Consider the following 25,379-nt stretch of genomic DNA (forward strand, 5'->3'; position numbering starts at 1 on the left):
TTTAGCTACTAACTCATGACTAAAGTCACAAGTGTGTGTAGCTATTTTTTAATCAAAGTCATTTCCATAAGCAGATGTAAACTTTGTATATATTAAAGACAATCCATGACCATTATTACTACGAATACCTGCTTTTATTTTGTCTATACTATTTTCCTCTAAAATAGTTCCATTATTATGAATTTCCATAATCGCATACTCAGAATCTACTCTTGCAATTATTTCTACTCTTTTTTCTGTATCAATATCTCTAAACCCATGTGTAAAAGCATTTTCTACAATAGGTTGAATAAAGTTAAAAGGTACAGAAAGACTGTATAGCTTCTTAGGAATAAGATAATTTACTTTAAGTGCATCTCCATAGCGTAATTTCTGTAAGTTTAAATAATTTTTAATATATAATATTTCCGATTCTAATTCTACAAAGCGTAAATCAGACCTCATTGTATATCTAAACATTTTAGATAAATCTATTATTGCACTATATAAATCATAACTACCATCATCAAGTGCTATACTTGCCATTGAATTTAGGGTATTAAATAAAAAATGATGATTTATCCTTAAGTTAGTAACCATATCTTGAGCTACTTTTAAATTCATTTCCAGTTGCTCTCCATAATGATATGTTCTTGCAATAGTATTCTCCTTTTCTTGCAAATCCTTTCTTATATCATTGAATGAACAAAAATTTATTATGTTTTTAGATATTTGTTTTAAGAGACGTTTTATACTTCTAGCAGCACCTTCTGGTATATCATATAAATTACTATGTGTTGTATCTAAGTTTAAATCAGATAATAATACATATCCACCCCTTATGACGCCTATACTATTGTTTTTATACAGTATTGGAATGTTATATATTGTTATCCCATGCTTACATACAAATTGGTTACTACTTTTTCGATTCATACAATCACAATTTTGAGGAAATTTCATAGGATTACATTTTTCAAAGCAAAATAAAGGAAAGTAAGGATTTTTTAAAACTATATTCCATGAATCATCATATATAATCAATGGAATTTTAAATGGGTCTATAAATTGACCACGAATTGATTCTATTGCTGCATATAAGTTTAAAGTACTTTCGCTATAATTTATCAAAGTTTTCTTTAGATATTTATTAGGATTAATATCTATGACTTCACTCTCTCCCGCATCATTTACATTATTTGAAACAATAAGTTCTTTTATTGGTCTATCGCCTGTATTTATAGTTTCATGTGTACTACCAGATTCTATATAAAAAATCATCCCTTGATAAAATGGCTTCCATACTCCATTTATGATATACAAACCTTCCCCCTCTAAAATATATATCATCTGTTCTTGACCATAATGAACATGGTTAAAATGTTTTTTACCTTGCATAGTTACTGCAATATATATATTCATAGCTTGTTTAGGATTATTTTCATCATAAGTATGTTTCCATTCAATATATCCCCACTCTGTCTTTTGAATTTTCATAAAAGATTCCTTTCTACTTGTAAATTATTTATCTTTCAGTAAATTTAATAAATAAAAAAATGTACATACTCTTTCATATGATAGCTCACTATATCAATATTCATTAGTTTGTACACTTTTTTATATTTATTATTATTTTTTAATTTCTTCTAGTTTATTGTATTATTTAAAAGTACATAATTTACTCTTATTTAATAATAGAAACTCCCATATATGGTCTTAAAACATCAGGAACAACTACAGAACCATCCTCTTGTTGATAATTTTCTAATATAGCTGCAACACTTCTTCCAATAGCTAAACCAGAGCCATTTAATGTATGTGCATATTCAGCTTTAGAATCTTTATCTCTTTTAAATCTTATCCCTGCTCTTCTAGCTTGGAAATCTTCACAGTTTGAACAAGATGAAATCTCAACATATCTATTATAACTTGGCATCCAAACTTCTACATCATATTTAAAAGAAGCTGTAAATCCTAAATCACCTGTACATATCTTTACTACTCTATATGGTAATTTCAATAATTGTAACATATTCTCAGCATTGTTAGTAAGCTTTTCTAACTCATTATAAGATTCTTCTGGTGCTACTATTTTAACCATTTCTACTTTATTAAATTGATGTTGTCTTACCAATCCTCTTGTATCTCTTCCAGCAGAACCAGCTTCTGACCTAAAACATGGAGTATAAGCTGTATAATTTATTGGTAATTGTTCAAATTTAAGTATTTCATTCGCATGTATGTTGGTCAAAGGAACTTCTGATGTCGGAATTAAAAAATAGTCCAATCCCTCTATTTTAAACATATCTTCTTCAAACTTAGGTAGTTGACCTGTACCTAGAAAACTATTTCTATTTGCCATAAATGGTGGAATAACCTCTGTATATCCATTTACTGTTGTATTTGTGTCTAAATAAAAATTTAATAAGGCTCTTTCTAACCTAGCTCCTAATCCTCTATAAAGAGTAAATCTTGAACCTGTTATTTTACCTGCTGTTTCGAAGTCAAGTATACCTAGTTCTGTTCCAATTTCCCAATGTGCTTTAGATTTAAAGTCAAAATTAGTAGTATCTCCCCAAGTTCTTACTTCAACATTATCTTCATCAGTTTCACCTTGTGGCACTTCTGGATGGGGTACATTTGGTATTCTCATTAACAAATATTCCATCTTATCTTCTACTTCCTTGAGCTTTTGGTCTATAACTTTAATCTTATCAGATAACTCTTTTAACTTAGCCTTTTCATTTTCTACATCTTTACCTTCTTTTATAAGATTTGGCATATTTTTAGATGCTGTATTTAATTCATTTTTCATGACTTCAACTTCTTGAAGAATTTTTCTTCTTTCATCATCTAACTTAACTACTTCATCAAGACTAAAGGCTTTCTCACCCCTTCTTTCCATAGCTTTTTTTATACAATCTAAATTTTCTCTTATTCTTTTTATATCAAGCATTTTTTCCTCCTCAGTACTTAAGATTGGACATTCTCTCTTAATCTCAAATAATTTTGATAATATATTTTCTGTCTGAGGTTAAGAAATATTTTTTATTTCATTTATTTAGTTATATTTTACTCACTTTTTTATATATTGTCAAATTATATTTAATTAAATTAATATAATTTAATTTTTGATTACTATCTCTATAGTTAACTTCATTATAATTATATCGATTTTGCTAATCAATTATCTATTTTGACTTTTTCTTTATCAATCTTATGTAATTATTCGCTTTCATATAAATTTTTTTACCTTATGATATAATTCTTTATAAATCATTTATTTTAATAGGAGGATTTAAATGAACAATTCAAATATAGGTAAGAAATTGACTTTATGTAGAAAAAAACAGAATCTCAGTATAAAAGACTTGTCTAAATTAATTAAAGTTACACCTTCATTAATAAGCCAAATAGAAAAAGGAAGTGTAAATCCATCCATAAGTTTTTTAAAATCAATTTCAAATGCTTTAAATGTACCATTAGTCAATTTTTTTATTCCTTCTATAGATAATTTGGAGCTAATTGTTAGAAATAATCAAAGGAGAATATTAATTCTGCCAGACTCAAAAGATATTTTATATGAAATGTTATCAAGCAATCCATTTAATGAATTTGAGTTTGCAATTATGAACTTAGCTCCTAAATCTTATTGTAAAGAAAAAAATGGACATGATGGAGATGAAGTAGCATATGTTCTTAAAGGAAGTGTTCAACTTAACTTGGAAGATGATGTATTCCAACTAAACGAAGGGGATAGTGTCAAAATTCCATTTGGCATGAGACATAAATGGGGAAATCCTAATGAAATTGAAAGTAAAGTAATATACATAATTGTTTCATAGACTATTATCTACTTAATTATCTCACATACTACATAGATAACTCAATAAATTCATATTTATTTAAGAAGGTAGAATTAATAAGATTATACTGATAAATCTTCAACATAATAAATTGTTGATTTAACTACAATCTTATTTAGTTCTACCTATTTATTAATTAAGTCTATTTTTATATGGTAACAATCTCACATAATTTACATCTATTTTAAAGAATATAATACTTCTCCTTCTCTTATAGTCTTTAATACTTTAATATCTTTTATTTTCATAGGGTCGATTGTAAGTGGGTTTTCATCTATTATTATCAAATTAGCTAATTTACCTTCTTTAATTGAACCTTTTTTATCTTCTTCAAAATATTGATATGCTGCATTTATAGTAACGCCCTTTAAAGCTTCTAATGGACTTATCTTTTCATTTTTTCCTATTTGCACACATCTTTTCGTAATTCTATTAACAGCACACCATACTGTTTCAAACATATTAGGAGCTATTACTGGTGTATCCTGATGTAGAGTGTAAATTAAACCTTTTTCTATAGTTGTCTTAAGTGGGCTAATCTTAAATGCTCTATCTTCTCCAAGGTTTTTGATATGAATATCACCCCAATAGTATGTGTGAGCCACAAAGTATGAAGGTATCATACTTATTTTCTTCATATCATCGATTTGGTCTTCTCTTACTGTTTGAGCATGTATCATAACTGGTCTTGCATCATTTTTATTATTTTTTTCTTCTAAATTTAAAACTTTTTCAAATGAATCTATCAACTGGTCTGCTGCTGCATCTCCATTACAATGAGTTAAAAGTTGCATTTTTTCTTTTAGTGAAGTATTTATAAATTCCTCTACTTCTTCATTTTTATATATAGGATATCCACAATAATCATCATCTGAATTTTCATATGGTCTGGTTAACCAAGCTGTCTTACCTTGTGGAGAACCATCTAAAAATATCTTATATCCACCTATTTTAAATCTATCTGTATATTTCTTTACAAAATCTCTATTTGCATCTGCTATAGACTTACTTTTTTTCAAATCCACATATCCTACAATATCCATCTTTAATTTCTTTTTACCTGCCATTGCTTTTAAAAGATTAAACTGATTCTCTGCCATTAAACCTTCTTGAGCTGTTGTAATACCATAACTTAGATATATGTCCTGTGCTTTTTCAATTGATTTAAAAATCTCATCTGGTGATGGTTGTTTTATTTTAGATGATACATTAAAAAATGCATTTTCCTCTAAGTATCCGTTTGGTTCTTTACTTCCTTCTACTCTACCAATATGTCCACCTTCAGGGTCCTGTGTTTCATGAGTAACACCAAGTTGCTTTAATCCTAGAGTGTTTGCAACTCCCATGTGACCAGAAGCATGTGAAATTAGTATTGGATTTTCTGAAAAGGCACTATCAAGTACATCTTTATCTGGATGCCTATTTTCTTCTAAGAAATTATTATCATATGAAAATCCAATTATCCATTCACCTTTTTTTATGTTATTTTTCTCTTTGAAATCCTGTATTTTTTTTACTATATCTTTAAAGCTAGTTGCATCTTCTAAAGGAATTAATTTTAGCGTAGTAGCAAAAGCTATCAAATGGCTATGTGAATCAATAAAAGAAGGCATCAATGTCTTACCTTTTAAATCTATAACTTCTGTATCTTTATTTTTTAAAGCAAGTATTTCTTCTTTTGTTCCTATATTTTTTATTATTTTATCTTTTATAAGAATAGCATCTCCACATATTGAATCTTCCATTGTGATGATATTTCCATTGTAATAAATTTTTTCTTTCATAAAATTCTCCTTAGGTTGTCTATTTTTATAAATTTTCTTTATTATTTTCTTTTTAATTATATTATGTTTTATTAAATTGGTTTCTTTAGACTTTATTCATTCAAAATTTTTGTTTTTAATTATTGTTCGCTAAGAAATAAATACTATTCATTATAAATAAAACAATTTAATGAGCTCTATATAGCTAAAAAAGGGGTTGTGAAATAGTGAAATTAAATATTTAAACTTGATTGTTTTTGCACAATTGTAATTTTTCAAATCATGATGTATCATTTTAAGTATACAGTTACATCATTATTCAGAATATAAATACTTTACTTATCAAAATCATTTGATGTAGTCTGTTCAAATCAATAAATTTAAATATTCTCAGGAGGTTTTTTATGAACAAAGAAAATAAAAACGTAAGAGTAGCTGTTGTTCAGGCATCACCAATTATAATGGACTTAGAAAAAACAGTTGAAAAAGCATTGGGATTAATTAAAGAAGCTGGTAAAAAAGGGGCAAATATTGTAGTTTTTCCAGAAGCATTCATACCTGCATATCCAAGAGGTCTTTCATTTGGATTTGTTGTTGGAAGTAGAACGATGGAAGGTAGAGAAGATTGGAAAAGATACTATGATAATTCTGTGCCAGTTCCTAGTGCTACAACAGATTTATTAGGAAAAGCAGCTCAAGAAGCAGGAGTATACTTATCAATGGGTATAACAGAAAGAGATGGTAATGATATAAACTGTACTCTTTATTGTACAAACTTATTTTTCTCTCCAGAAGGTAAACTTATTGGTAAACACAGAAAACTTAAACCTACAGGAACAGAAAGATGTATTTGGGGCGAAGGAGATGGAAGTACTCTTACAGTAGTTGATACTCCATATGGAAAAATGGGGGGCTTGATTTGTTGGGAAAACTATATGCCATTAGCTAGAACAGCTCTTTATGCTAAAGGAGTAAAACTTTATATAGCTCCTACTGCAGACTCAAGAGAAGAATGGCAATCAACTATGAAACATATTGCTTTAGAAGGAAGATGTTATGTTATTGGATGTAATCAATATGTTGAAAAAAATATGTATCCAACTGACCTTAATTACTATAAAGAATTAGATGTAGAACCAGAAATTATGTGTCCAGGAGGAAGCTGTATAGTTGACCCTTTTGGAAAATATGTAGCAGGGCCTATTTTCAATAAAGAAGAAATGTTAATAGCTGATTTAGACCTAGAAAAGATAGTTCTTAGTAGACTAGATTTTGACTCAGAAGGTCATTATTCAAGACCTGATGTGTTTGAATTAATTGTTCATGAATAATCCTTTACATAAAAATCAAAATGAGATACTCCTAAATAACTTTAAGGTATCTCATTTTTTCTTAATATTCTAAAATTATATTTATAAATTTAATTTGGCTATCTACATTTTTTCTAAATCAACTACTGTTCTTCCTACATGCTTTCCTGCCATTATTAAATCTATACTATTATTTAATTCCTCTAATGATACTACATTTACCATATCATCTAAATCATCTAATTTCCATTCATTAGATAATAAATCCCATATCTTTAATCTTACATTCATTGGGCATTCTACAGAATCTATACCGTATAAAGTAACTCCCTTTAAGATAAATGGATACACTGAACTTGTAAACTCAATTCCACCTGCATTACCACAAGTTGTCACTGCTCCACAATAATTAGTTGTCTTTATTGCTGTTGATAAAGTATTACCTCCTACTGTATCTATTACTCCAGCCCATCTTGGTCTAAGTAGAGGTCTACCTGAGTTATCATCCACTTCTGACCTATGTATAACATCTTTAACACCTAAATTTAATAATACATCTTTCTGTTCTTCTAATTTTCCTGTTGAAACTACAACTGAATAACCTAATTTAATCAATATTTTAGCTGCAATTACTGCAACTCCTCCAGTACCACCAGTAACTAATACATCTCCCATATCTTTATCTACAGAGTTTATAAATTTATATACAGATAAAGCTGCTGTAAATCCTGCTGTACCATAATCCATTGCTTCTTTCAATGAAAGGTCTTTTGGAAGTCTCACTATCCAGCTAGAAGGAACTCTTATATATTCTGAAAAACCACCAGAAGTATTCATACCTAAATCATAACCTGTTACTAAAACTTCATCTCCAACCTTAAAATCATCACAACTACTATATTCAACTATCCCAGATGCGTCAATTCCTGGTGTGTGTGGATATTTTCTAGTAACACCTTTATTTCCATTTGCAGAAAGTGCATCTTTGTAATTTAGAGAAGAAAATTTTACCTTTATTATAACTTCTCCTTCTGGCAATGAATCTATTTCTCTTTCAATTATATTTCTCTTAAAACCGCCTTCTTCTTCTGTAATATATAATGATTTAAATTTTTTATTCATAAATTTCCTCCCAATACAATTAGTTTTATGTTAAACTAATTATAGTTTATAAATAGTTTTATGTCAAACTAATTTAAATAAATTAAGGATTGGAGATTAATTTATGGAAGATAAATATATTATACATTTCATAAGTAAAACAAAGGCTAATATGGTTAAATTCATTGAAAATAAACTTAGTCAAAATGGTCTAGATGAATTAATACCTACTCATGGAAATATTTTAACTGCACTTTATGAAAACAATGGAATACTTACAATGAAGGAAATTGCAACTAAAATAGGAAAGGATAAGTCCACTGTCACAGTGTTGGTTAATAAACTCATAAATCTAGGATATATAGAAAGACAAAAATGTGCCAATGACAAGCGTATTACATATATAAAACTTACGAAAAAGGCATTACTTATAGAGGATACTTTTGACTGTATTTCAACACAAGTAAAAGACACTGCATACCATAATATTACAGAAAATGAAAAACAAGAATTTCTTAGAATTTTAAAAAAAATCAATGACAATTTTAAAAATGCTGACTAAACTTAGCATAATTATATCTTCTATTGGAATAATAAATAAAAAGAATTAAATATTGTAAAAATTTATTGTGATAGAGAGGTAGAATATGAATTTAAAAGATAGTAAAACTAAAGAAAATTTATTAAGAGCTTTCGCAGGAGAGAGTCAAGCTAGAAATAGATACAATATTTCTGCATCTGTAGCAAAAAAAGAAGGGTTGTATATAATAGAATCTTTATTTAATTATACTGCTGACCAAGAAAAATCACATGCAAAACAATTTTTTACTAAATTAAAAGAATTTTCTGGTGAAAATATAAGTATATCAGGAGCATATCCTGTAGATTTATACGACAAAACAGCACAACATCTTAAAGCTGCACAACATAATGAGCTTCAAGAATGGGATGATGTATATAAGAATTTTGGTAAAACAGCACGTGAAGAAGGATTTGAAGCTATAGCTAAATTATTTGAAAACATAGCTGAAATAGAAAAAGTTCATGGTGATAGATTTGGTAGGTATGCTACTGACTTAGAAGAAGGTACTTTATTCAGAAGAAATGAAGATATTCAATGGATATGTACAAATTGTGGACATATACATGTTGGTAAAGAAGCACCAAAGGCTTGTCCTGTATGTCTTCATCCACAAGGATATTTCTTAGATTTTAAAAACTCATTATTTGAATAGACTAAGAGAATCATTGTATTTAAATAATCTCTGGTATTTATAGCAAACATTTTTATAAATACCATATTATCTTGATAACAATAAAATGAACCATAAATATTACTATAGATATAAAATATACTTTGAACATTTATAGTAATCCTTTATGGTTCATTTTATTATTCCTTCAAAACTATAATACATCGTCTAAATTTATATGAGATAATTAGATAGGATAACCTACTATGATAATCTTATACTAATATCATTTATTTCTTTCATCAAATCGATTTCAATAATTTTAACTACATCTTTTTCAAACCTTACTTTTTTATAATCTAAACATCCCACTACAAATGGAACTCCAAACTTTCTATATAAATAAATTTTACCATTTTCATTGTATATTGCTGTAAAATTTTCTTCTATTATGTTCACTATTAATTTTAATTCTTCAAAGGTTATCGTTGATTTAACTAAAAATTTCTCTATTATATTCAATATAAGTAGTTCTTTTTTACCTATATTTTGTTCTTTCTTATATAAGTTTTGAAATATTTCTTTTGTGTAATTACATATGACTTCTTTGCTGAGAATAAAATCAATATCAAACTCTTTATTAGTATCTTTTTTCATAAACATATTTGCAATATCATCAAGAGAAGTATCTTCTTTCATAGATAATATTAGTTCTATTCTCTCTAGTATTTTATCTCTTGGAAAGAAAGTCTCTTGACCTGTAAAAGCTGATTTTTTTATAAACCATTCCTCTGGTATAATATTCTTTCTCTTCCATCTATATAATTGCCCATAAGATATATTAGTTTTGCTCAGTAAATCTTTCTTAGATATTAATTCTTCCATAGTTTCTCTAGCCCACCTTTATACTGTTTTTTACAGTAGAATTATCTGAAACTGATAAATTATCACTGTATTCAATATTTCCAACATCACAATTATCTACTAAAGATATATTTTTCCCACGTATATCTTTTATTGACGCATCCTCTAATTCAATAGTATCTCCCTCTATCAAATCACATTTAAATTTTCCAGAAAAAATATTGATAATTTTAATCAATTGAAAAGCATTTTTACTTCTTCCTATTTGTATATTAGTTGCACCTATCTCCTTACAATAAGAGCCTCCTCCTGAATAAACATATATATTTTCTCCATTTAAAAGACCATCACATTTTATAGCTCCATATACCTTTATATCTTCACATTCTATATTTGCTTTATTTCTCATTTCACCATATATTTTTATATCTTGTGCATACATATTTTCATTTACACTTAATTGTCCTTTTATTGTAACATTATTACATTTCAGTTTACCATCAACTTTCTGTTGAGCAGTTATAACCAAGTCATCTATTTCTGCATCTCCATCTATACTAAGTTGACCATTCACCCTTACACGTTCAGCTTTAAGATTACCTCTTATAACAGTTTTTCCATTTACAACAAAGTTTTTTATATTTATATCACCTTCAAACTTTGAATCTCCAAACACTTTTACTTCATCACTTGTTATATTTCCTTTTGATTTAGCACTTCCCATAATTTTTATGCTTTCATATTCCCCGCTACTTATAAATCCTTCTCCAAGTATTTTTATAGACCCTTTTTCCATATTATTACCTCATTTTAAATTTTATTTTTAAAACCATTTATTACTTATCTTTCTTTAAGTTTACTGTCTCATTTATATTCTTTATTTCAGCAACTATTGAATCTTCATCAATCTCTATACTTTCACTGTACTCCAAACTTTCTATATAGCAACCTTTACCTACTTTAATATTTTTGCCTCTTACAACCTTGATTTCACTATTTTCTAAGCTTATTTCATCTGCCTCTATAATATTTGCAAATAACTTACTTTCTGTATATGTTCTAATTGATAATAGACCTAAACCTATTAAATTTGAAGATACTTTTTCAAAGTTTATAGGCTTTTTCTCCAACATACGAAACTTTTTACAATATTCTCCATGACCTTTTTTTACATTTATCCTACTTGCTCCAACTTCATTAAAATTAGAAATTCCATTCAAACTAATATTAATTTCTTCACAGTTTAAAAATCCGTTACAATTTAAAATTCCACTTAAATTGATATTTTCACAATCTATATTCTCATTGGCCTTTAAATATCCTTTTCCATGAATAATATCCGACTTTATATTTCCTTCAACATTAATAATTCCGCCCGTATCAATTTCAATAGAATTAATATCTCCTGTACATCTAAGAAGTCCAGATATCTCCACTTTTGATGCCAATATATTTCCTTCTACTTTACTTAGACCTGATGTAAAAAATTCATTACATTCTGTTGTTCCAAGCACTTTTGCTGAACCAGAAGAATCAAATTTACTACATTTTATATTTCCTTCTATCTTTCCTGTTCCTGCTACATTAACACTATCAAAAATTCCACCTTTACACTTTCCAACTCCATTAAAGTTTAGTGAATTTAATCCTTCATTCATAATGATATCCTTTCCTTAATGTATTTTATCCTTGAAACTAATATAACAAAACATTGTTACGTTGTCAAGTATAATAATTATATTCAGTAAAACAACCTTCATTTAAGTTCTATTTTAATTTATATAAATAATAAAAAAATAATAGGGAAAACACTCTATTCAAACTATAAATCTAAATTATTTAGATTTATGATTTAAGTGAGATACATCCCTATTATTCAATCTTTATATATATTTGTTATATAAACCTCTAAAATATTATTCTCTAAATTCTACAATAATTTACAATTCATCCTATTCTACATATTGATGAATTTTTCGATTACATCAGCCAATCTCTCCATATCAGTTGGATAAACTTCTCCTATACTACCTATTCTAAACGTGTCTATATCAGTCAATTTTCCTGGATAAATAACAAATCCATTCTCTTTTAAATACGTATAAAATTCCATAAATTCAAATTTTGCATTTTTAGGATATAAAAAAGTTGTTATTACAGGTGATTGAGCACCATCATTTACCAAAGTGTCAAAACCTAAAGATTTTAATCTTGATGCTATTGTAAACTGATTTTCTTTATATCTAGCATATCTTTTTTCAACAGAACCTTCTTCTTCTAACTCCAATAATGCTTGATAAAAAGCTCTTACAACATGTGTAGGTGAAGTAAATCTCCATTTACCATTATTCTTCTCCATAGTATCCCATTGTGCATACACATCAAGAGACAATGACTTAGCTATACCTTTACATTTAGCTAATTCTTCTTTGTTAGCTATTATAAAACCAAATCCAGGTACTCCTTGTATACATTTATTAGAACTACTAACTAGAAAATCTATATTAAAGTCTTCAACATCAATCTCAATTCCTCCAAAACTACTCATAGCATCAACTATATAAATTTTATTATATTCTTTTGCAAGTTTTCCTACTTCTTGTATAGGATTTAATCTACCTGTAGTAGTTTCACAGTGAACCATTGATATATGTGTTATATCTTTATTTTCCTTCAATAAATTTTCTACTACATTTAAATCAACTGCCTCTACATCTTTAAATGTACAATCAATAAATTCTATATTTAAATAATTACATATATCTTTCATTCTCTTTCCGTATGCCCCATTTGCAATTACAAGAAGTTTACCATTTTCTGGGATAGTACTGCCTATTGTAGCCTCTACTGAGAAAGTTCCACTTCCTTGCATTAATACACTTGTGTACTTATCTGTATTTTTTGTTCCTAGAGACACTAATCTTCTTCTAACATCCTGCACTAAATCATTATATTCAACATCCCAAGTACACCAGTCTTTTAGCATAGATGCTCTTACTGATTTAGTAGTAGATAGTGGTCCTGGTGTAAGCAATATGTAATCATTTTCTGGTACAAAGTCTGACTTAATAGTTTCATTTTCTATTTTTACTAAGACATCTTCTAATTGAGCCATAGTCTCTATTACAAAATGTGCACCTGCTTCTTTAAATTTCTTTGAAACTGCATCCATCTTAGCTTTTAGTTCTTCTTTATCCATGTTATCCACTTCTTCTTGTGTAAGTCCTAACTCACTTGAACCTTTTATTACAGCAACACTCCACATTCCTGCATTTACGCCTTCTTTTACATCACTGATTGTATCTCCCACTTTTACCATAGAACTCATAGGAGATACTCCTAGAGCTTCAGCATTTTTATAGCACATCCAAGGATATGGTCTTCCTTGAGATACTTCTGATGGAGTTACAAGAAAATCTGGTGAGTATCCTTTTTTTGCTGCATTTGGTTCGACTATGTTCATCATTTCTCTTGTATAACCTGTTGTAGAACCTATTTTTAATCCATTCTTTCTTAGTTTCTCAACAGTTTCAACAACATGAGGAATTGGAGTTGTATATTCTTCTAATGTTTCAAATAACATTGGCTCAAATTCAGCATAAAGCTTATTTACGTCTTCTTCAGTTGGTGCTTTGCCAAATTTTTCTGACCAAAGGTTTTTTATTCTATCCATTTCACACATTTCTCTTATATGGTCTATCTTTAATTTTCCCATAGGTTTTCTTGCTTCTTCCATTGTTACATCTATACCTCTTCTTTTAAATATCTCTATAAATACATTAAGAGGTGCAAAACATCCATAATCAACTGTTGTTCCAGCCCAATCAAATACTACTGCCTTTATTTTTTCTCCATATATCTTTTTCATATTTATAGCCTCCATAGATTCTTTTAGAATTTTAGTTGTTTTTAATTGTTTTTACTTTTAAAGTATAACTTTTACATGTTAATTATACATCATATTCAGGTTAAATGTATATTAAATTTATGTTTTTAGTTGTTTTTACTTGGTTATACTTGTTTTTACTATTCTGTATAAAAACTTCACAAAACTCCAAATTATAAGTTGAAATTTCCTTTTTCATATAAATCTATGAGCTAGTTACATTTTATAATTTTATTGTATTTATTTTGCTTCTATCCATGTTATGTTTATTTCATTTAATTTATCTCTCCATTCATTTGGAGGTTCTGTATCACAAATCACAAAATCCAATTCTTCTAAATCTGCTATCTTATACATACTGACAATTCCAATTTTGGAACTATCACACAATATAAAACTCTCTTTTGAATTTTTTATATATTCTCTTGATAATAATGCTTTATTTTGGTCTATACTGCTAATTCCAAAGTTATCAAGTATACCTTCGCTAGATATAAAGGCTTTATCCACATATAAGTTTCTCATAGTATCTATTGACATTGGACATGCTGTTCTTTGATGCTTTAAATTTACTTTTCCCCCAATAAATATAACTTCTCCATCAAATAAACCTTGACTTTCATAGGAAATCAACTTTGATAGTACAGGATAAGAATTTGTAATAACCTTTAAATTTTTTACAGATACTATATAATCCACAATTTGCAAATTAGTAGTACCTTCATCTATGACAATTGATTCATTATCATTCACAAATTTAGATGCATATTTAGCAATACTCTGTTTTTTATCCAAATTAGTACTATTTCTCTTTATATGTGCTGGTTCAATCACCCCATAATTTATTTTTATAGCACCACCATAAACCTTTTTCAATTTATTTTCATTTTCTAACTCTTCTAAATACCTTCTTATTGTTTCTGATGATACCTCTAATTTTTTTACTAACTCTTTTGTATTTACTTTACCTTTTGAATCTAATAATTTAAGTATTTCTTTTTTTCTATCTATTGAATTTAAAGACATCACTTTTCCTCCTAAATATGTATATTTTGCTCCTATAATATTACAATAATACCTACCTTTACAAAATTATTATTCCATGATAAACATTTTCACTCAATTAAAGTTCAATTTAAAATAATGTATATTATAATAAAAAAAGTCCATCAAATATTAATATCAGATGGACTTTATAAAACTTTATTTTATAAATTAATAGTTAAAACTTAATTATTAATTTATTTTCTTGTTTCCAAGAATTTTACCAAATTATTTACAGTAGACATATCTTTTCTCTCTAAATCAGTTGGTTGAAGTTCTATTCCTAGTCTATTTTCAATTTCAAGTAAAACTTCAATTATAGCTAATGAGTCTAAAAGCTCTGTCTCAAATAAGTTAAGGTCTAAATCTTCTCTTATCTCATCAGTCCCTAATACATCTTCAAATATTTCTATAACTGTTTCTTGCATAAATCTGCCTCCTTAAAATTAAGCTAAATAACCTGAGAATATCAGTAATCCAAAACATACAATGTGGAATGTAATGAAAATTTGAACTCTCTCGAACCATTTCTCTTTTTTATGTTTTTTATAAAACTTAGATTTTCTCTGATATATATCAGTCAAAACAAGTGCCAGCCCTTGATATACTCCATAAGCAACATAATACCATGTTAATCCATGCCAAAATCCCATCGTTATCATGGTTATCATCTGAGCTACATGAGCAGCAGTAGTTCTTTTCTTAAATCTTTTCTTTCTCATTGATGACATAACAAATCTTGAAAAAATATAATCTCCAAACCATCTTGAAAGACTTATATGCCATCTTGTCCAGAATTCCTTCATATCTTTACTTATAAATGGCTTATCAAAGTTTATTGGTACTTGTATTCCAAATATGTATCCTGCACCTATAGCAAACAAACTATACCCTGCAAAATCGAAGAATAAGTATAAACTGTATGCATACATGTAACTTAAAATATTTATAAAACTCATATCTTTAGGTATTCTTGATACCCAATATGTATTTATCAAAAATGCTATAACAAACTTATAACCTACACCCATAACAATATTTTTTATTCCAGGCAGTAAGTATTCTTCTAGATACTCTTTTCTAGATATTTGCTTTTCCAAATCTTGCTCAAAACGTCTTGACCTATCAATAGGGCCAGAACTTAATGTTGGAAAAAATAGCATAAAATAAAGCATCTTTGAAATTTTAACTTCTTTTATAGCTCCATCATAAATTTCAATAACCATTTGTATAGTTCTGAAATTTAAGTATGATATTCCAATAAATCCAATTATCCCAAAAGAAGTAACTGGAGATATTTTATTTATTATTATTGGGAGCATTGATGCAAACAAGAATCCCCAATATATGTATTTATTTTTAGTTTTTCTTCTTACATATTCATATCCTTTAACTATTATAACTTCAAGAATAATAAATATTACTAGGTATTTTAGTTGGACATCCATCCCTACAATTAAGAATATCATAAATAAACTTGCCAACATACCATAATACTTTATATTCTTACCCATTAGACCTAAAATCACTGCTGGTATTGATGTTAATAATAATATATAAAGATAAAAATAATCTCCATACTGTGAAAAAATCATTAAATTTCCTCCATAAGTTTCTTTCTGTCTATTTTACCATTGATATTTGTTGGAAACTTAGAAATTATTGAAATATTTCTTGGAATCATATATGAAGGTATATATTTTCCCAATTCCTTTTTTATTATCATCCCATTTTTAATGTTACTTAAATCATTCTTTTCATTTAACTCAACAATACCTTTTAAGTAAGCAATTTTCTCATCCTTATATATTGGTAAAACTACTGCATTTTTTACATTATGTACTTTTCTTAAGTTATTCTCTATATCTTCTATTTCAATTCTAAATCCATTTAATTTTATTTGAAAATCTTTTCTACCACAATAGTATATATTTCCATCTAGGAGATATCCCATATCTCCAGTTTTATAAGCTCTCCATTTTACACCATCTATTTCATCATAGAAGAATACTTCGTCAGTTTTTTCTTTATTATTAAAGTAACCTTTAGAAACTGATGGTCCAATTATTATAATCTCACCTTTTTCATTTTCTTCAAGCTCATTTCCATCTTCACCAAGTATTTTTATTTTACAGTTTGACATAGGATATCCAACCGGAAGACTTTTTTCATCCTCTATGGCTTCTTTAGTCATATCATTTACACTTACACCAACAGTAGCTTCAGTTGGTCCATATCCATTGATGACTCTTGTATTTGGGAACCTACTCATAAGTTCCTTAGTAAGATTTTTTGAAAGTGCTTCTCCTATGAATATCATTGACTCAAGTTTAGGAAGCATTTTACTATTAAATTCTTTTTCTGTTACACATACACCTGCAAAAGAAGGAGTTGACACCCATACAGCTATATCTGACATGCTAAACTGTCTAAATAGCTCTTTATAATCTGCTAATACACCTTTTGATATTGAAAATAATGTCGCTCCATGAATAAGACCAGGATATATAGTTGTAACTGAAAGGTCAAAAGAATACGCTGCTTGATTCATTATTACTTTCTCACTTCCATCTATATTTAGATATGGACTTATCCAATCCGAAAAGCTATCTAAATTGTTTGAACTTATTTGAACCCCTTTTGGCTTTCCTGTACTTCCTGAAGTAAATAGTATATATGCATTTTCATCATCTTTTACCCAGTTTTCTTTATGTAATGATTTTCCTTGATATTCATTTATTATGTCATTTAGCTTGTCCATATCAATTACATTGATATCTCCAAAATCTTTTTCATCACTAAAATTAAATAATACCTTTGGTTTTATCTCTTTAGTAACTTCAAAAACTCTATCTATTGGAAAACTAATGTCAAGAGGTACATATGCTCTACCTGATTTTAAAGCTCCTATCATACACGCCATTATCATATTTTCTTTATTTCCATAAATCACTATTGGAGTATCTTCTTCTTTGTATACATCTTTTAGAAAAACTGATATAGCATCTGAATATTGATTTAAATCTTTATAAGAAAGTTTATTTCCATTACACATTAGTGCTATTCTATCTGTATTTGAATATTTTTTTATTCCTTCAATAATTTTCATATAAAAATGCTCCTTTAAAATCCGTTATAAATAAATGGCAATTCTTTAAATGGAGTAAATGTTAGTACTCCTATCGCCAATATTATAACCATAGTTAAACAAATACTAGTTACCAATTCTTTATTGCTCTTTAAATATTTTAAATAATCTCTCACAGACATCTACCCATCCTTTCGTACCAAGATGCATTACATCTCTTAAATAATATTTATCTGACCCTTTATCTTTAAGATTTAGAACTTCAAAACCCTTACTTTCTGCTATCTTTTGTGCTTTATCATAGTATTGGTCTCTTTCTTTTTCAGATATACCAGTCAAATCATAGAATTTACCCATACTTGGGATTAGTACAACAACTGGCTTAATATCTAAGTCAGTACAGACATTTAGCATAAGTTTATAACTGTCAAACTCTTTAGAAGTTAACAAGTCTACGTCTTTGTCTCTTCCTTTAAATTGTTCTATACCATCCTTAAAATGCATTTGATAATAATATTTATCAATATTTAATGGATTTTTACCAACTCTTTTTTTAGCATCTTCAATAGCTTTCTTTCTCTCATGTGACCAATTTATTGACCCTTTTCTTTTTCCTTTTCTTCTTTCATCTAGCCTAATTAATTTTTTATAAAGTATCCCTTTTTCTTTAAGAGCTATACAATACTTTCTTCCTTGAAAATAAGGCTCTAAAATCACCTTCTCAGCTTTTTCCGACAAGGTCTTAGGTTCATATAGCTTTGCATATAGTGCTTCTGCTTTATACTCGTCACTTCCCCACAATAGTTTGCTTGATTTTTTTGCATATTCAATCTTATTTTCTTTAGATATCTTTGGATTATCTAAAAATCTATAAAATTGTATTGGTGAAAATCTAGATTGATAATGATGGCTTGTTACCCCATCTTTCTCCATAAACCATTGCATAGAAACTAACAAGACAACTTTCTTATTATCAATATTAGGATTCATACTTCCTAATATTGCAGCATCTTGTAATGTCTGAGTATAGGCTCTCCCAATTGCAAACACCTTGTTTTTACTCCTATCCGTATTAAAATAGTACTTCGGATGTTGTTTTGTTGAATTACCAAGTTCTGATGACCCCAAAATCATAATATCTTTTTCTCTTAAAAAATGATTATTTGCTGTAACACCTTTGTCCTTTATATCACTTAAAGTATCATCCATAATTGGAAGTAGATTTTTCTCCCTCAAAAGTTCATCAGTTTTAGAATCAAGAAATTTGTCTAGCCCAAATAAAAATACTACGCCTATTATAAACGGAGTAATAAAGTATATCAATTTTCTCATATTTTCTCTCCTCTAAAAATATTCAAATTTATGTTATTATTAATCATATTAGTTTTGATGTATATATTCAACTACAAAATTGTAATAAAATCGCCAAAACTTTTTTTGATACTGTTACAAAATTGTAAAAAAAACAGAAAAAAAGTACTAAGAGAGAGTTTCCTCTTAGTACTTTTTTATACTTATAATTTGACATTTTAATACTTAACTATGTATACATTTTAACTTAATCTAAAATTAAATTTACTCAAAAGTATACCTTAATCCCCATTGTTTTCTTATCTCATCCATTAAGTTCATAACATCTACAGACAATTCTATAGTATCAGCTTTTATTTTATTCAATATACAATTATTAATATATTCAATTTCATATTTTAAAGCTTTTTCTGTATATCCACATTCTATATTTTCAACACTTCCATCATCTGTATAAGTTATTGTTGCTTTCGATGCTCTTGGAAAATTTTCTACAGTTATAAATCCTAATTCACCTGCAACAACACCTCTTTTAGGCATCTTCGCCCTCATAGTTAATGATATTACAGCCATCTCATCATTAGAATTTTTTAAAATTATTCCAGATTGTTCATCTACACCCGTTTCAAAGTTTTTAACAGTTGTTAAAATCTCATTTGGTTGAGTTGACATAAAGTATCTAGTAAATGAAAGTGCATATGTACCAATATCAAGTAATGCCCCTCCAGCTAAATCTTGACTAAAAAATCGATTATTAACATCGTACTCTTTACAACTTCCAAAAGATACTTGTATCATTTTAATTTTTCCCAAACTTCCAGACTCTACTATATTTTTTAGTTTTTTATATAAAGGCATGTAATAAATAGTCATTGCCTCTGCCACTATCAAATTTTTTTCGTTAGCTAAGGTTACAATCTCTCTTAGTTGGCTTCCATTTACTGTTATAGCTTTTTCACAAAAAACATGTTTTCCATTTTCTAAACTTTTCATTATATATTCATAATGGTTACAATGTGGAGTAGATATATACACTACATCTATATCCTCATTCTTTAACATTTTATCATAATCATCATACACTTTTTCTATCCCAAACTTGTTTGCAAAATTCTCAGCTCTTTCAATACTTCTTGAAGCAACTGCATACATGCTACAATTTAACTCATTCATAGCTTGTGCAAACTCTGAAGCAATAGTCCCAGGTCCCAATATAGCCCACTTTATATTATACATATACATCTCCTCACACTTTTATATATTATCAATACTTTACAGTATAAATTACATACTATCAGCTGGATAAACAATATTACATTGTCTTCTTATCTCATCCATAAGTTCCATTACAATTATTGAGTTTTCATAAGAGTTTATTTTAGACTCTATTTTATTGTTATTTATAAGACTTATAAACTCAACAAGTTCATAGTACATGCCTTCTATTTCTCTAGGTTTTTCCTCTTCTTTTTCTTTTAAAATAGATATATCTTCTTCTCTTCCATCTCTATACTTTATAATAGCTTTCTCAAATAGATTCAGTTTTTCAATTATTATACTTCCCTCTTCTCCTTGTATCTCAGATGGTATATAAGAATCAGCTATTTTTGAATACTGAATTATTGCATCCATATCATCGTATTTAAATATAGCTGAGCCTTCTCCATCAACTCCAGTTTGAAGTATCTGAGAAATTGCTTTTACTGATTTTGGAGCTCCAAATAGATTTACCATTGGATGTATACAATACACTCCTATGTCCATCAATGCACCATTTGATAACTCTTTTTTAAAAGCATTTTCTATAATTCCATTCTTATACTTATCATATCTTGAAGAATATTGACAATAACTTCCAAAGTATCTTCTTATCTTTCCTATTTTGTATAAGTTTTCTTTAACTGCCTTAAAATTTGGAACACATGTAATTCTCATCGCTTCCATAAGAAGTACATTATTGTCTCTAGCTGTTTCTATCATCAGTTTTACTTCTTTTAAATTAGATGCTAATGATTTCTCACAAAGTACATGTTTTTTGTATTTTAAACAAGTAAGAGCTTGTTTTGAATGTATAGCATTTGGAGAAGCTATATATATAGCATCTATATCACTTGATTTAGCCATTTTTTCTAAATCATCAAAAAAAATACTTACTCCATATGGCTCTCCAAATTCCTTAGCTCTTTCTAAATCCCTTGAATATATAGCAACCAATTCAAATTCTTTAATCCTAAAAGCAGCTCTTAGAAATGTTTTTGCTATATTGCTTGTCCCAATAATGCCAAATCTTACTTTACTCATTATAAATCACTCCCTATTTTCTATATTTTATTTTGATTTAAATAGAAAACTTTATAACCTATTATAATATTCTCAAATAAATTCATCAAATAAAAAAGAAAGCTAATTTTAAATGATTTCATCATTTTAACATAGCTTTCTTTCTACTACAATCTAAGTTTAACCTATACTTTTAAAGTTACCTTTCCACTATATCTCTATTTCCTCTCAATAGTTTTATAGTAAAAATTTCATCTACAAACAGTGCTACCAATAGTACAGTTGCAAGAATTGGCCAGTAAGGCATTATAAGTCGATACAAATTGTCAATTATATATACTTGAAAATATCTTACCCCAATAAAAGTCAGTATAGTCCAGTACATAGAAAACTTTAAACATACTATTCCTCTACTATTGTACTTGTAATCAGAATAATCCCAATATACCTTATTAAAATATATTTTCATAAGTATACCTGTAATATATTCTACTGTTGTTGGTACCACTAAACATAATAAAAGCAATGCAAATATATTATTTGGGTCAATAAATCTTGAGACCTCGATTATAATTGACATTGCAATTGCATACATTGGTTTAAATGGTCCATTTAAAAATCCATCCTCTTGAAAATGTCCTTGTGTATAATAACTGTATAAGTTTTCAATTATCCAACCTATAAAACCATACAAGAAAAAATTAAATAAAAAATATAATAGAGAACCTGCATTATCCATGAATATTCCTCCTAGTTGTTTATAATTATTTTTTCTCATATTCACGGATTTATTCTAAATCGAAGAAATTATATTTAATTTATTTAATCTAATATTTTATATTATAGGTTATTACATGTTTTAGAATTCAAACTTTTTAGGTATTCTCTAACCTCTAATAAGTTTTCAAGTATCTTATGTGATTGTGCTTTAATCTGTTCGTCTGGTTCTTTTAAATCTGGTACATTTATACATCTTATACCACCATTATATGCAGCTTCCACACCCATAGGGGAATCCTCTATAACAATACAATTTTGTGGTTCTATATTTATTTTTTTTGCTGCTTTTAAGAATATTTCTGGATTTGGCTTAGAGTTTACAACATCATCCCCACATACTATAGCATCAAAGTACTCTTTTAAATTTGCTTTGGCTAACCTCTTTACTGCTCTTTCTCTTTTTGTAGATGTTGCAACAGCCATTTTATATCCACTTTCCTTTAAGAATGAGATTAATTCATTAACTCCTAATTTAATAGGTGCTCCTTCTCTATCCATAAATTCAATCATGTTTTTAGTTTTTTCATCGTACAAATCTATTATTGGAACAGAACTATCGTATATATTTGTAAGACCTTCTATTATACCCTTACGATTTCTTCCCATAACTGATGTGTATATTTCTTTAGTCATAGTATATCCATACTTTTCAAATGTCTCTATCCAAAATTCAAGAGATATTCTCTCTGAATCAAACAAAACTCCATCCATATCAAAAATAATTCCTTCTACTTTTTGCATACAATTCCTCCAATATTTTTTGATATAATTATATTACACTTTTTATGATTAATTTTACAACCCTCAATTTATCTAATTCTAATATTGTAAAATTATAGTTTTCAAAAGTCACACTTTGATTTACTTTAATATTTGAACCTAGCATATAGGATATCCATCCACCTATACTGTCAAACCCATCATGTTCTATATCAAGCCCAAAATACTTGTTAATATAGTTAATCGACTCAGTTCCATCAACCAAATAAGAACCTGCTCCTATTTTCTTAATATGAGTCTCTTCTTTATCAAATTCATCTTGAATTTCTCCAACTATCTCTTCTAGTATATCCTCTATTGTAACCACTCCAGATGTACCACCATATTCATCAACTACTATGGCAAGTTGAAGCTTCTCTTTTCTTATTCTCTCAAGAGCCTTATCTATAGTTAAGTTTTCAGATATGTATATAATATCTCTCAATATTTGTTTCAGTTCAATTTTATTTTCATTTATCTTTTGATTATATAAATCTCTTATATGTACAAAACCTAATATATCATCTTTATTTTTTCTACATACTGGATATCTTGTGACACCTTCTTCTTTTAAAGTAGATAATATCTTTTCTTCTGAATCACTTTCATATATACATACCATATCAGTTCTAGGCACCATTATTTCTCTAATTTTCTTTTCCTCAAATTCAAAAATATTATCAACAAATCTTTGTTCTGATTCATCTATAAGACCACTTCTATAACTTTCTTCCACTAATAACCTTATTTCATCACCTGTATGTGGCTCATCAACCTCATCAGCTTGTGAATATCCAAATGGTTTAAGAAATAAATCAGTACTTAGGTTAAAAAAATATATCACTGGATATGTTAACTTATAAAATCCTATTAATAAAAAAGATGTACTTAACATTATTTTTTCCGTATTATAAAGTGCTAAAGCTTTAGGAACCAATTCTCCTATTACAACTTCTACCATTGTTATAATTAAAAATGAAATAGAAATTGATATGGTATATATAATACTTTCACTAAGATTAAAGATACTTATTATTGGTAAAATTAACTCTTTAACTGTAGATTCTCCCATCCAACCTAATGCAAGTGAACAGAGTGTTATTCCAAGTTGACATGCTGAAAGATAGGAGTTTAAATTGTCTTTTATTGTTTTACATCTTATTGCATTATTATTGCCTTCAGCTATCATAGTATCTATCCTAGAACTACGAAGCTTTACCATAGCAAATTCACAAGCTACAAAAAAAGCATTTATCAAAACAAGTATTGCTATAAGTGTTACATTTAATAAATCCCGCATAAAGTATTGGTTCTTATAATATAAGAAATCTATAAGAACTCAAAGTTCCCCCCTTATATTTCTAAAATTTAATTTATAATATATATTCTATCATATTTATTAATATATCTTACTTTATTACAAATAATTTTTATATACCAAATAACCCCTTTTAATATTTATGGTAGACTATCTAATAAACATTAAAAGGGGTTATTTAAATTATATATCAGCAAATAAATTCTAGGAGAACCTATTATAAATCCATCTGCTAAAGTAACACCTCCTATTATGCATGAAGGTATAGTTGGTATTGAACTAAATATAGATACTATTATATATGTTAATGCATTTCCCATTGTAGCAGACTCTAATTCTTTATCTGTAACCTCTCTATTCATAGCTCTAATAGTAACAATCGTTGTAGCTCCCATCATATCAGCTAACTTGAACGATATTTATTTTGACCACAATATTATCTATGTATAGTTTTTAGTGACACTCAATCTTATTCTTTGCACTCTCCAAGTTTGTACCTTTTATTGATTTCGTGTTCTGCCCTTATAAACTCTAAATTTCCCTCACCCATCAGTTCAGACATTTTTTTCTTTCTAGCATAGAGCCAATTTTTATCAATATTTTTATAGTACTTATAATCAGTCCAATATACTATTGATGTTATTTCTCCTGGATTACTTTCACTAATCCATATCTCAGAACCAGCAAATCCCTCTAATAATTCTAAACCCTTAACCCAAATCTCATAATCTAATTGTAAGTATTTTTCTATTAAGTTGATATTTATCCTGAAAGTTAGTTCTTCAACAAACAAAGGCTTTTCAAATACTTTTAATTTCATATTATATACTTCCTTCT

At 27.8% G+C, this 25,379-nt stretch carries 24 protein-coding genes; 4 read left to right on the forward strand and 20 right to left on the reverse strand.

What is annotated here, in order from left to right; all coding sequences use genetic code 11:
* Positions 1 to 48: 48 nt before the first annotated feature.
* Both Q3287_RS13405 and serS read right to left on the reverse strand, forming a co-directional pair.
* Positions 49 to 1,476 (reverse strand): histidine kinase, encoded by a 1,428-nt coding sequence (locus tag Q3287_RS13405; RefSeq protein ID WP_407964197.1) that lies wholly within the window; start codon positions 1,474 to 1,476, stop codon positions 49 to 51.
* 187 nt (positions 1,477 to 1,663) lie between these two features.
* Positions 1,664 to 2,935, reverse strand: coding sequence for a serine--tRNA ligase (gene serS, locus Q3287_RS13410; protein ID WP_054277424.1), 1,272 nt, complete (start codon positions 2,933 to 2,935; stop codon positions 1,664 to 1,666).
* A 346-nt stretch (positions 2,936 to 3,281) separates the two neighbouring features.
* On the opposite strand from serS, the gene Q3287_RS13415 reads away from it, so the two are divergent.
* Positions 3,282 to 3,824, forward strand: a complete 543-nt coding sequence (locus Q3287_RS13415; protein WP_054277425.1) for a helix-turn-helix domain-containing protein — start codon at positions 3,282 to 3,284, stop codon at positions 3,822 to 3,824.
* A gap of 200 nt (positions 3,825 to 4,024) precedes the next feature.
* Here Q3287_RS13415 and Q3287_RS13420 read toward each other — a convergent pair whose 3' ends face one another.
* On the reverse strand, positions 4,025 to 5,629 hold the full coding sequence (locus tag Q3287_RS13420; RefSeq protein ID WP_407964198.1) for an amidohydrolase: 1,605 nt from the start codon (positions 5,627 to 5,629) through the stop codon (positions 4,025 to 4,027).
* A gap of 383 nt (positions 5,630 to 6,012) precedes the next feature.
* Between Q3287_RS13420 and Q3287_RS13425 the strand changes: the two genes are divergently transcribed.
* Positions 6,013 to 6,939 carry a carbon-nitrogen hydrolase family protein gene (locus Q3287_RS13425; protein WP_407964199.1) on the forward strand — a complete coding sequence of 309 codons (927 nt, stop codon included), beginning with the start codon at positions 6,013 to 6,015 and terminating at the stop codon, positions 6,937 to 6,939.
* A gap of 102 nt (positions 6,940 to 7,041) precedes the next feature.
* Here Q3287_RS13425 and Q3287_RS13430 read toward each other — a convergent pair whose 3' ends face one another.
* Positions 7,042 to 8,040 carry a YhdH/YhfP family quinone oxidoreductase gene (locus tag Q3287_RS13430; RefSeq protein ID WP_407964200.1) on the reverse strand — a complete coding sequence of 333 codons (999 nt, stop codon included), beginning with the start codon at positions 8,038 to 8,040 and terminating at the stop codon, positions 7,042 to 7,044.
* 103 nt (positions 8,041 to 8,143) lie between these two features.
* Here Q3287_RS13430 and Q3287_RS13435 point away from each other — a divergent pair, with 103 nt between their 5' ends.
* Together Q3287_RS13435 and rbr are read left to right on the forward strand one after the other, a co-directional pair.
* Positions 8,144 to 8,581 (forward strand): MarR family winged helix-turn-helix transcriptional regulator, encoded by a 438-nt coding sequence (locus tag Q3287_RS13435; RefSeq protein WP_054271426.1) that lies wholly within the window; start codon positions 8,144 to 8,146, stop codon positions 8,579 to 8,581.
* 85 nt (positions 8,582 to 8,666) lie between these two features.
* Positions 8,667 to 9,254 (forward strand): rubrerythrin, encoded by a 588-nt coding sequence (gene rbr / locus Q3287_RS13440; protein ID WP_054277428.1) that lies wholly within the window; start codon positions 8,667 to 8,669, stop codon positions 9,252 to 9,254.
* Positions 9,255 to 9,476: 222 nt separating this feature from the next.
* Here rbr and Q3287_RS13445 read toward each other — a convergent pair whose 3' ends face one another.
* From Q3287_RS13445 to Q3287_RS13520, 16 genes are all read right to left on the reverse strand, one after another.
* Positions 9,477 to 10,097, reverse strand: coding sequence for a YhbD family protein (locus tag Q3287_RS13445; RefSeq protein ID WP_054277429.1), 621 nt, complete (start codon positions 10,095 to 10,097; stop codon positions 9,477 to 9,479).
* A 7-nt stretch (positions 10,098 to 10,104) separates the two neighbouring features.
* Positions 10,105 to 10,872, reverse strand: coding sequence for a polymer-forming cytoskeletal protein (locus Q3287_RS13450; RefSeq protein WP_054271429.1), 768 nt, complete (start codon positions 10,870 to 10,872; stop codon positions 10,105 to 10,107).
* A 40-nt stretch (positions 10,873 to 10,912) separates the two neighbouring features.
* The gene (locus Q3287_RS13455; protein WP_407964201.1) at positions 10,913 to 11,734 is read right to left on the reverse strand and encodes a polymer-forming cytoskeletal protein; all 822 of its coding nucleotides are present in this window, start codon (positions 11,732 to 11,734) and stop codon (positions 10,913 to 10,915) included.
* Positions 11,735 to 12,033: 299 nt separating this feature from the next.
* Entirely contained in the window at positions 12,034 to 13,944 is a 1,911-nt protein-coding gene (phnW, locus tag Q3287_RS13460; RefSeq protein WP_079740411.1) for a 2-aminoethylphosphonate--pyruvate transaminase, read from the reverse strand.
* 258 nt (positions 13,945 to 14,202) lie between these two features.
* Positions 14,203 to 14,988 (reverse strand): DeoR/GlpR family DNA-binding transcription regulator, encoded by a 786-nt coding sequence (locus Q3287_RS13465; RefSeq protein WP_407964202.1) that lies wholly within the window; start codon positions 14,986 to 14,988, stop codon positions 14,203 to 14,205.
* 215 nt (positions 14,989 to 15,203) lie between these two features.
* On the reverse strand, positions 15,204 to 15,434 hold the full coding sequence (dltC, locus tag Q3287_RS13470; protein ID WP_003422749.1) for a D-alanine--poly(phosphoribitol) ligase subunit DltC: 231 nt from the start codon (positions 15,432 to 15,434) through the stop codon (positions 15,204 to 15,206).
* Positions 15,435 to 15,452: 18 nt separating this feature from the next.
* Positions 15,453 to 16,601 carry a D-alanyl-lipoteichoic acid biosynthesis protein DltB gene (gene dltB / locus Q3287_RS13475; RefSeq protein WP_243193322.1) on the reverse strand — a complete coding sequence of 383 codons (1,149 nt, stop codon included), beginning with the start codon at positions 16,599 to 16,601 and terminating at the stop codon, positions 15,453 to 15,455.
* A complete protein-coding gene (locus Q3287_RS13480) occupies positions 16,601 to 18,115 on the reverse strand; it encodes a D-alanine--poly(phosphoribitol) ligase (protein WP_407964203.1) in 1,515 nt (504 codons plus the stop codon). The genes dltB and Q3287_RS13480 overlap by 1 nt, the downstream gene beginning before the upstream one ends.
* Before the next feature lie 120 nt (positions 18,116 to 18,235).
* The gene (gene dltD / locus Q3287_RS13485) at positions 18,236 to 19,426 is read right to left on the reverse strand and encodes a D-alanyl-lipoteichoic acid biosynthesis protein DltD (RefSeq protein ID WP_054277433.1); all 1,191 of its coding nucleotides are present in this window, start codon (positions 19,424 to 19,426) and stop codon (positions 18,236 to 18,238) included.
* A 243-nt stretch (positions 19,427 to 19,669) separates the two neighbouring features.
* On the reverse strand, positions 19,670 to 20,641 hold the full coding sequence (locus Q3287_RS13490) for a Gfo/Idh/MocA family protein (RefSeq protein WP_407964204.1): 972 nt from the start codon (positions 20,639 to 20,641) through the stop codon (positions 19,670 to 19,672).
* A gap of 48 nt (positions 20,642 to 20,689) precedes the next feature.
* A complete protein-coding gene (locus tag Q3287_RS13495) occupies positions 20,690 to 21,706 on the reverse strand; it encodes a Gfo/Idh/MocA family protein (RefSeq protein WP_407964205.1) in 1,017 nt (338 codons plus the stop codon).
* Between the two features lie 178 nt (positions 21,707 to 21,884).
* The gene (locus Q3287_RS13500) at positions 21,885 to 22,424 is read right to left on the reverse strand and encodes a putative ABC transporter permease (protein ID WP_054271437.1); all 540 of its coding nucleotides are present in this window, start codon (positions 22,422 to 22,424) and stop codon (positions 21,885 to 21,887) included.
* A 101-nt stretch (positions 22,425 to 22,525) separates the two neighbouring features.
* Positions 22,526 to 23,206 carry an HAD family phosphatase gene (locus Q3287_RS13505; RefSeq protein ID WP_054271438.1) on the reverse strand — a complete coding sequence of 227 codons (681 nt, stop codon included), beginning with the start codon at positions 23,204 to 23,206 and terminating at the stop codon, positions 22,526 to 22,528.
* Between the two features lie 28 nt (positions 23,207 to 23,234).
* Positions 23,235 to 24,524 (reverse strand): hemolysin family protein, encoded by a 1,290-nt coding sequence (locus Q3287_RS13510; RefSeq protein WP_054277436.1) that lies wholly within the window; start codon positions 24,522 to 24,524, stop codon positions 23,235 to 23,237.
* A gap of 182 nt (positions 24,525 to 24,706) precedes the next feature.
* Positions 24,707 to 24,940, reverse strand: coding sequence for a hypothetical protein (locus Q3287_RS13515; RefSeq protein ID WP_153885148.1), 234 nt, complete (start codon positions 24,938 to 24,940; stop codon positions 24,707 to 24,709).
* Positions 24,941 to 25,011: 71 nt separating this feature from the next.
* On the reverse strand, positions 25,012 to 25,362 hold the full coding sequence (locus Q3287_RS13520) for a TIGR03792 family protein (protein WP_054277438.1): 351 nt from the start codon (positions 25,360 to 25,362) through the stop codon (positions 25,012 to 25,014).
* Positions 25,363 to 25,379 lie beyond the last annotated feature (17 nt).

This window comes from Clostridioides sp. GD02404 (assembly GCF_045898275.1).
In the GTDB taxonomy this organism is placed as follows: Bacteria; Bacillota; Clostridia; order Peptostreptococcales; family Peptostreptococcaceae; genus Clostridioides; species Clostridioides difficile_A.

Excerpts from the sequence above, each read along its gene's own strand:
- serS (WP_054277424.1), bottom strand. The coding sequence starts at position 2,935 with ATGCTTGATATAAAAAGAATAAGAGAAAATTTAGATTGTATAAAAAAA.
- Q3287_RS13505 (WP_054271438.1), bottom strand. The coding sequence starts at position 23,206 with ATGCAAAAAGTAGAAGGAATTATTTTTGATATGGATGGAGTTTTGTTT.
- Q3287_RS13455 (WP_407964201.1), bottom strand. The coding sequence starts at position 11,734 with ATGAATGAAGGATTAAATTCACTAAACTTTAATGGAGTTGGAAAGTGT.
- rbr (WP_054277428.1), top strand. The coding sequence starts at position 8,667 with ATGAATTTAAAAGATAGTAAAACTAAAGAAAATTTATTAAGAGCTTTC.
- Q3287_RS13520 (WP_054277438.1), bottom strand. The coding sequence starts at position 25,362 with ATGAAATTAAAAGTATTTGAAAAGCCTTTGTTTGTTGAAGAACTAACT.
- Q3287_RS13405 (WP_407964197.1), bottom strand. The coding sequence starts at position 1,476 with ATGAAAATTCAAAAGACAGAGTGGGGATATATTGAATGGAAACATACT.
- dltB (WP_243193322.1), bottom strand. The coding sequence starts at position 16,601 with ATGATTTTTTCACAGTATGGAGATTATTTTTATCTTTATATATTATTA.
- dltC (WP_003422749.1), bottom strand. The coding sequence starts at position 15,434 with ATGCAAGAAACAGTTATAGAAATATTTGAAGATGTATTAGGGACTGAT.
- Q3287_RS13490 (WP_407964204.1), bottom strand. The coding sequence starts at position 20,641 with ATGTATAATATAAAGTGGGCTATATTGGGACCTGGGACTATTGCTTCA.
- Q3287_RS13465 (WP_407964202.1), bottom strand. The coding sequence starts at position 14,988 with ATGTCTTTAAATTCAATAGATAGAAAAAAAGAAATACTTAAATTATTA.
- Q3287_RS13420 (WP_407964198.1), bottom strand. The coding sequence starts at position 5,629 with ATGAAAGAAAAAATTTATTACAATGGAAATATCATCACAATGGAAGAT.
- Q3287_RS13445 (WP_054277429.1), bottom strand. The coding sequence starts at position 10,097 with ATGGAAGAATTAATATCTAAGAAAGATTTACTGAGCAAAACTAATATA.
- Q3287_RS13500 (WP_054271437.1), bottom strand. The coding sequence starts at position 22,424 with ATGGATAATGCAGGTTCTCTATTATATTTTTTATTTAATTTTTTCTTG.
- Q3287_RS13515 (WP_153885148.1), bottom strand. The coding sequence starts at position 24,940 with ATGATGGGAGCTACAACGATTGTTACTATTAGAGCTATGAATAGAGAG.
- Q3287_RS13430 (WP_407964200.1), bottom strand. The coding sequence starts at position 8,040 with ATGAATAAAAAATTTAAATCATTATATATTACAGAAGAAGAAGGCGGT.
- Q3287_RS13415 (WP_054277425.1), top strand. The coding sequence starts at position 3,282 with ATGAACAATTCAAATATAGGTAAGAAATTGACTTTATGTAGAAAAAAA.
- Q3287_RS13495 (WP_407964205.1), bottom strand. The coding sequence starts at position 21,706 with ATGAGTAAAGTAAGATTTGGCATTATTGGGACAAGCAATATAGCAAAA.
- dltD (WP_054277433.1), bottom strand. The coding sequence starts at position 19,426 with ATGAGAAAATTGATATACTTTATTACTCCGTTTATAATAGGCGTAGTA.
- Q3287_RS13510 (WP_054277436.1), bottom strand. The coding sequence starts at position 24,524 with ATGCGGGATTTATTAAATGTAACACTTATAGCAATACTTGTTTTGATA.
- Q3287_RS13425 (WP_407964199.1), top strand. The coding sequence starts at position 6,013 with ATGAACAAAGAAAATAAAAACGTAAGAGTAGCTGTTGTTCAGGCATCA.
- Q3287_RS13450 (WP_054271429.1), bottom strand. The coding sequence starts at position 10,872 with ATGGAAAAAGGGTCTATAAAAATACTTGGAGAAGGATTTATAAGTAGC.
- Q3287_RS13435 (WP_054271426.1), top strand. The coding sequence starts at position 8,144 with ATGGAAGATAAATATATTATACATTTCATAAGTAAAACAAAGGCTAAT.
- Q3287_RS13480 (WP_407964203.1), bottom strand. The coding sequence starts at position 18,115 with ATGAAAATTATTGAAGGAATAAAAAAATATTCAAATACAGATAGAATA.
- phnW (WP_079740411.1), bottom strand. The coding sequence starts at position 13,944 with ATGAAAAAGATATATGGAGAAAAAATAAAGGCAGTAGTATTTGATTGG.